General features: G+C 41.5%; 4 protein-coding genes. 1 reads left to right on the top strand and 3 read right to left on the bottom strand.

What is annotated here, in order from left to right:
• Window positions 1-451 precede the first annotated feature (451 nt).
• Window positions 452-3,034 carry a TonB-dependent receptor gene (locus GQR46_RS14365; protein ID WP_165741297.1) on the top strand — a complete coding sequence of 861 codons (2,583 nt, stop codon included), beginning with the start codon at window positions 452-454 and terminating at the stop codon, window positions 3,032-3,034.
• A gap of 81 nt (window positions 3,035-3,115) precedes the next feature.
• On the opposite strand, the gene GQR46_RS14360 is transcribed toward GQR46_RS14365, so the two are convergent.
• The 3 genes from GQR46_RS14360 to GQR46_RS14350 form a co-directional block, all read right to left on the bottom strand.
• Complete coding sequence (locus GQR46_RS14360) at window positions 3,116-4,117, bottom strand: branched-chain amino acid aminotransferase (RefSeq protein ID WP_272941825.1); 1,002 nt, start codon at window positions 4,115-4,117, stop codon at window positions 3,116-3,118.
• 200 nt (window positions 4,118-4,317) lie between these two features.
• Entirely contained in the window at window positions 4,318-5,370 is a 1,053-nt protein-coding gene (locus GQR46_RS14355; RefSeq protein ID WP_165741296.1) for an acyl-CoA desaturase, read from the bottom strand.
• On the bottom strand, window positions 5,367-6,410 hold the full coding sequence (locus GQR46_RS14350) for an FAD-binding oxidoreductase (RefSeq protein ID WP_165741298.1): 1,044 nt from the start codon (window positions 6,408-6,410) through the stop codon (window positions 5,367-5,369). Before GQR46_RS14350 ends, GQR46_RS14355 begins: the two co-directional genes overlap by 4 nt.
• Window positions 6,411-6,521: the final 111 nt, after the last annotated feature.

The following is a 6,521-nucleotide window of genomic DNA, read 5'->3' as shown; positions in this document are numbered from 1 at the left end:
AAATTAATTCAACCCATCAACCTCATCTTACCAGTTAATTAAACGTTAAATTTAACTTTTAAATATAATTCATTACCCATCAATTACTTAGCAATCACCTTCGCTATATAACTAAAACAATGCTCATTATAAAAAACAACCAAATGTAATTATAAAAACACCTAAATTAATTGAATGTTATTCAATTGACTGACTTTGTTAATTAAGTATATCTTCAAGGTAACAAAAAAGTTTATACCAATCCGCTTAATTAAGTGATCTATTTTGAGGATGGAAAAACGTGTTGATAGCTAGGCAAAAAATTCGCTGTTTAGTTGTTCTAAATGAGAATTTTTTAACGAAGGTAGCGACACGTTTGGCCCCGCAAAATGATTAAGTATTATTGCGGGTTGGTATTATTTTCTTTTTTGTACAAAACTAAAATAATTCAATGGGTATGGGGAAATACAGCATGAATAGAAAACCGTTATTTAAATTACAGCAATCGGTACCACAAATATTACTCGCAATGAGCGCGTCTGCTGCACTACTTGGTTCGCTCTGCGTAAATGCTGCAGAGCAAGACACTAAAGCAGAAGAAAACATCGAACAAATAAGCGTAATTGGCTCTCGCCGATTAGGCCGTACAGTAGAAGACAGCGCAGTACCCATCGATATAATTGGTGCAGATGCACTTAAAAACTCAGGCTTTACTGAAACGAATGCCCTGCTTAGCAGTTTATTACCCAGCTTTAACTTCCCACAAGCATCACTTACTGATGGCAGCGACCATGTACGTCCCGCTCAGCTTCGTGGCTTAGCACCCGATCACACCTTAGTGCTTGTTAATGGTAAGCGCCGCCACAGCAACGCATTACTTAACTTAAATGGCTCAACGGGTCGTGGTTCATCATCGGTTGACTTAAATGCGATACCTGCAAATGCTATTGCCCGTATTGAAGTATTACGCGATGGTGCAGCAGCGCAATATGGCTCTGACGCTATAGCTGGTGTTATTAATATTGTACTTAAAAGTGCCAGCAGCGGTGGTTCAGTTGCGGCTATATATGGTGCTAACGTAACCGAAATGGACGGTGTACCACAGCTAAAATCTGTATCTGAAGGCAGTGATGGTAATTTAGCATTTACCGAAGGGGGCGATCGCTCTTTAACCGATGGTCAAACATTAACGCTGCAAGGTAATATGGGTTTTGAGCTTGGCGATAATGGCTTTTTAAACATTTCGACCGAATACCGCGACCGCCACTCTACAAACCGTTCAGACTACGACCAACGTGAAAACTACGCACGCATAGATGACGGATCAGTAGATGGCGCGCTTGACCCACGTGAACTTACCGTAAATCGATATAACCATAACTTTGGTAATGGCGATGTTGAAGATTTTTCAATGTTTTATAACGCAGGTTACCAGTTAACAAACGAAGTTGATTTATATTCGTTTGGCTCTTACAGCAAACGTGAAGGCGAAGGCGGCGGGTTTTATCGCCGTGCAAGCGATAGCCGTAATATAGAAGAAGTTTACCCTGATGGCTTTTTACCTGTTATTACCTCAGACATAGATGACTTTTCACTGGCATTTGGCGCTAAAGGTTTTGTAAGTGAATGGAATTACGATGTATCGGCCGTATATGGTCAAGATGCATTTGAGTTTGGTGTTATAAATAGCTTAAATACCTCATATGGTCCTACTAGCCAAACAAGCTTTGATGCAGGAACACTTACCTACGATCAACTTACTTTAAACGTTGATTTTAGCCGCGAGGTAGACGTCAGCTTTTTAGAAAGCTCTGTAAACGTAGCTGTAGGTGCTGAGTATCGCCGCGAAGGATACCAAATAGATGCAGGCGAAGAAGCATCATATGCACAAGGTACATTTGGCCCAGGAGGCGCAGTAACCGACCCAATTGATGGCCCATTTGGCGCAGCGGGCGCACAAGTATTCCCGGGGTTTACACCCGAATCTGAGGGCGACAATAGCCGCCACAACGTGAGCTTGTATATAGACCTTGAAACCTACCTAACCGACGATTGGAATTTAGCGGTTGCCGCCCGTTATGAAGATTACTCGGACTTTGGCGATACACTTAACGGTAAAATTGCAACTCGTTATTCATTAACTGAAGACCTAGCACTACGCGCCTCAGTATCTACTGGTTTTAGAGCACCTTCTTTGCAGCAGCAATACTTTACCTCAGTAGCCACCGTATTTGTTGATGGCGAACCAACCGAAACTGGTACGTTCGCACCAAGCAGCGATGTAGCAAAAGCACTGGGCTCACCAGGTCTTGATGCTGAAGAAGCAACAAACTACGGCGTTGGTTTTACATGGTCTACCGACTTTAATTTCAGCTTATCGGTTGATTACTACCAAATATTAATTGATGACCGCATTGTGCTATCAAACAACTTATCGGGCGCTGCTATTGAGCAACTTCTTGAAGGTACAGGCGCTAACCAAGGTCGTTTCTTCTTAAACGCAATTGACAGTAAAACCCGTGGTGTTGATGTTGTAGCTTCTTATAATGTAGCAACCGATGGTTACGGCGATGTTGCCTTTAACTTAGGTTATAACTACGGTAAAAATGAAGTTACCGATATAATTGACCCACCAGCAGAGCTACAAGGTGCAGGGTTCGATCAAGACAACTTATTCTCTGGTAACGAACTGCGTCGTTTTGAAGTAAGCACACCGCGTAATAAGTACAACTTAAGCGCAACATGGACTAACGACGACATACGTACCACGCTTAGAACAACACGTTACGGCGAAACTCAAGACCCTTCAGATATCCCAGAACGTAACGAAGTGCTAAAGCCTAAATGGATAACCGACTTAGATGTAGCCTACTCGCTTAGCGAAACCGTATCGCTGAGCTTAGGGGCTAATAACATTTTTGATGTTTACCCAGATGCAACCCGTGAAAATGTTGACGATGTAACCACCTTCTCACGTTTATTTGCTTACTCTAGCTTCTCGCCGTATGGATTTAACGGACGCTACGTGTACGGTAAAATAGAAATGAAGTTCTAATAAGCACAGCTTAAAGTAACCAAACACACAAAAGCCACCGATTAGGTGGCTTTTTAATGCGAGTTGCTATTAAATCTATAATTAGATTTTAGTTAACCAGCCGTGCTTGTCTTCACTTTTACCCCATTGAATATCGTTCAATGCTTGGCGAAGGCGCGCAGTCGTTGGGCCTGGCTCGCCAGTACCTACTTTGTATTCTTTATCGTTATGAATAAATGTACCCACAGCAGTTAGTACAGCTGCAGTGCCCGAAAGCGCCGCTTCAGTACCTGGTTTAGCAGCACGCTCTAGTAGCTCAGTAACGCTAAAGTTACGCTCGCTTACCGTCATACCTAAATCTTTGGCTATGGTTAAAATACTATTACGCGTTACACCATGTAAAAACGTGCTATCGAGCGCTTTAGTAATAATTTCGTTGCCATCAATAAGTATAAAGTTAGCAGCACCGGTTTCTTGTACGTCGCCACCTGGGCAAAATAAAATTTGATCTGCTTGGTACTTTATACGTGCAGCACTAATAGGTGCTAGTGCACTGGCGTAGTTACCACCACTTTTTACCATACCCATGTGCGGAGCGCAGCGCATACCATCTTCTTCAAGCAATACACGCAGTGCAGTTGCACCACCGGCAAAGTAATCACCTACTGGCGATAGTAACGTGTATAAAAGCGAGCTCATTGATGGCGCAGCTGCTTTACCAATTGCCGCCTCAGTACCAATGTGCGTTGGGCGAATATACATGGAGCCCGGCGGTAATGGCGTTTCATCTGCGTATTCGCGCATAATATCGATAATCATCGTTTTTAGCATATCACTGTCAAAACTCGGTAAGCTTAATAGCGCTGAGCTTTGTTGCATGCGTGCAATATTTGCATCCATTCTAAAAAGATAAACAGAACCATCTTCATGGCGAAAGGCTTTTAAGCCTTCAAAACATGTACTTGAATAATGAAGAACGTGCGCACCAGCATGAAGTTCAAGTTTATCGGAAGGGACAATTGAGCTCTCGCTCCATTTATTATCAGAAAAACGAGCTTGAATCATCTGCGGCATAAACACGGTACCAAATGCGGCCATTTTAATCTCTCTTGTGTGGTCTATTTTCCTCCATTGTATGACAATCACACGCTATTTAACCATAGCTAAAGTAAGGCTTTTTTAATTAACTATGAGAAATTTTTGCAAGTGCTGTTTACTAATCAACCGTATTGAGTGCAATAAACAAAAAAATCGGTCAGTGTAGTTACACAGACCGATTTTTTCATTCGTTAATTAAAACATGTTTATTTAAACGAATATTTAATAATACGTTTTAACACCGACATATACTGCCTAAAAAAACCACCCGTATGGTAATCAATACCGTGTTTTTTCAAAACAGCCTGTACTTGAGGCGCTACTTCTTGATAGCGCGAAGACGGCATATCAGGAAATAAATGATGCTCTATTTGGCAGCTCAAATGCCCTGTTAAAACATGAAACCAATGCGGTCCTTTAATATTAGACGAGCCCAGTACTTGGCGGTAATACCACTGCCCTTGGGTTTCGTTTACGCAGTCTTCTTGTTTAAAAGTTTGCGTTTCTTCTGTAAAGTGACCACAAAATATTATGGTCGATGTCCATAAATTACGGATTAAGTTAGCTACTAAATTCCCCGCCAATACCCATAAAAATAAAGGCCCTGCAAGTAACGGAAATATCGCATAATCTTTAATTAACTGGCGAGCGCCTTTACTAAAAAAGCGCTGCTTTAATGTAGAGTGTGATACAAGCCCTTCGCGGTTTTCTTTCTTTTTACCAATAAAAACACGCTCTGCAGCCAACTCGTGATACGACACGCCCCACTGAAATAACACACTTAAATTAATATACGTAAAAAACTGCCATACATTTTTAAAACGCCACTTAAAATCATCGCTTAAACGCAACAAGCCATAACCAAAGTCTCTGTCTTTACCAATAATATTAGTATACGTATGGTGTTCAAAGTTATGAACGCGATGCCAACTTTGCCCATCGCACGCTATGTCCCACTCATAATGTTGTGAGTTAAGTTGCTTGTCGTTCATCCAATCGTATTGACCGTGCATTACATTGTGGCCAATTTCCATATTGTCTAAAATTTTAGCAAGCGCTAATAACAACACGCCTGCAACCCATAATAATGGCTGAATAAAACCAAGCATTAGCAAAATTCGCCCGCTCCATTCACACACTCGTTGTTTGCGCACAACAGAGCGAATATAGTCAGCATCTTGTTGGCCTACTTTGCCAAGGGTGTCCATTTTAATGGCATCTAACTCGCTTGCGAGCATGTCATAGTCAATGTTTTTCATAATTGTAACTCCAAATCACTAACAGGTTGGCTTACGCAAAGTTGTATTAACTGCTCGCCGTTGTCACTCAATTCACCTGTTTTTAAATTACGTACCACGCCTGACTTTTTAATACATTGGCATTGATGACAAATACCAATGCCGCAACCGCGTTTAACCGGCAATTGTTTTGCTTCAAACTGAGGTAGTAAAACATCGTTGCCCGATACAACATGGGCACTGGCGTTAATTTTTACATTAAATTGGCTATCGTCGTTTAAGCTAGGCAGTGCTAAACCAAAGGCTTCTTGGTAATAATTTAGCTTATGCGTTTTAGCAAAATCACTCACTGTTTGCATAAATGCTGCAGGGCCGCAGCAGTAAATATCTGGGTTTTCCCACGGCTTAATATTGCTGGTTATATCGCTTGCTTGCTCGCGCGTTAATAATAAAAACGAAAAATGCTCAAATTGCGCCGCAAACTCACTCAGCTCATCAACACATTGATGCTCAGTAGCTTTTGCGTAATACACTAACGAGACTTTTTGCGTAGTTTGGCTTAAGTAATCACCAAGCATAGCCAGCATAGGTGTTATACCCGACCCACCGGCAACAAAAGTAGCCGGTGTATGCGTGTTTTTAAATACAAAGTCGCCGGTTGGCGCAGAAATATTGCACCACAAACCCGCCTTTAATGCGCTACTGAGTAAGCCTGTAAAGCGCCCTTGCGCATTTGTTTTGATTAGTAAACGCACCAAACCTGTATTTTTAAATTGTTGAGCGCTTGAGGCCACGGTAAACACGCGTGTTAATAATCGCCCATTAATTTCAAGCGTTAAACTTATATGCTGCCCTGACGTATGTGCCTGCCAATGTTTACTTGGCTTAAGTTGCACACTTAAAAAGCCGCCATCAAGCACCGTCGTATTAACTACTTGCGCTCTAAACTGCCCTGCACGCCATGCAGGTTTAAACACCTGCATTATTGGCTCTATGTAGCCTGCAAAACTTTGATGGTGTAAAAACCATTTTGAAAATTGGTTTAATACTTTAATTATCATCACTATTAATCTCTTGGATCGTAAAATACTTAACGTTTGAACTTACACGTGTACGCTCAAACTTCAGCGCACAAGTGTACGCTGAAATTTTTAGTTTTCAACCCCAATAGA

This window comes from Pseudoalteromonas sp. Z1A6, assembly GCF_011378745.1.
Classification (GTDB): Bacteria; Pseudomonadota; Gammaproteobacteria; order Enterobacterales; family Alteromonadaceae; genus Pseudoalteromonas; species Pseudoalteromonas arctica.
The sequence above is the reverse complement of the archived record's forward strand: the minus strand, read 5'-3'. Positions and strand labels throughout refer to the sequence as shown.

Excerpts from the sequence above, each read along its gene's own strand:
- GQR46_RS14365 (WP_165741297.1), top strand. The coding sequence starts at position 452 with ATGAATAGAAAACCGTTATTTAAATTACAGCAATCGGTACCACAAATA.
- GQR46_RS14355 (WP_165741296.1), bottom strand. The coding sequence starts at position 5,370 with ATGAAAAACATTGACTATGACATGCTCGCAAGCGAGTTAGATGCCATT.
- GQR46_RS14350 (WP_165741298.1), bottom strand. The coding sequence starts at position 6,410 with ATGATAATTAAAGTATTAAACCAATTTTCAAAATGGTTTTTACACCAT.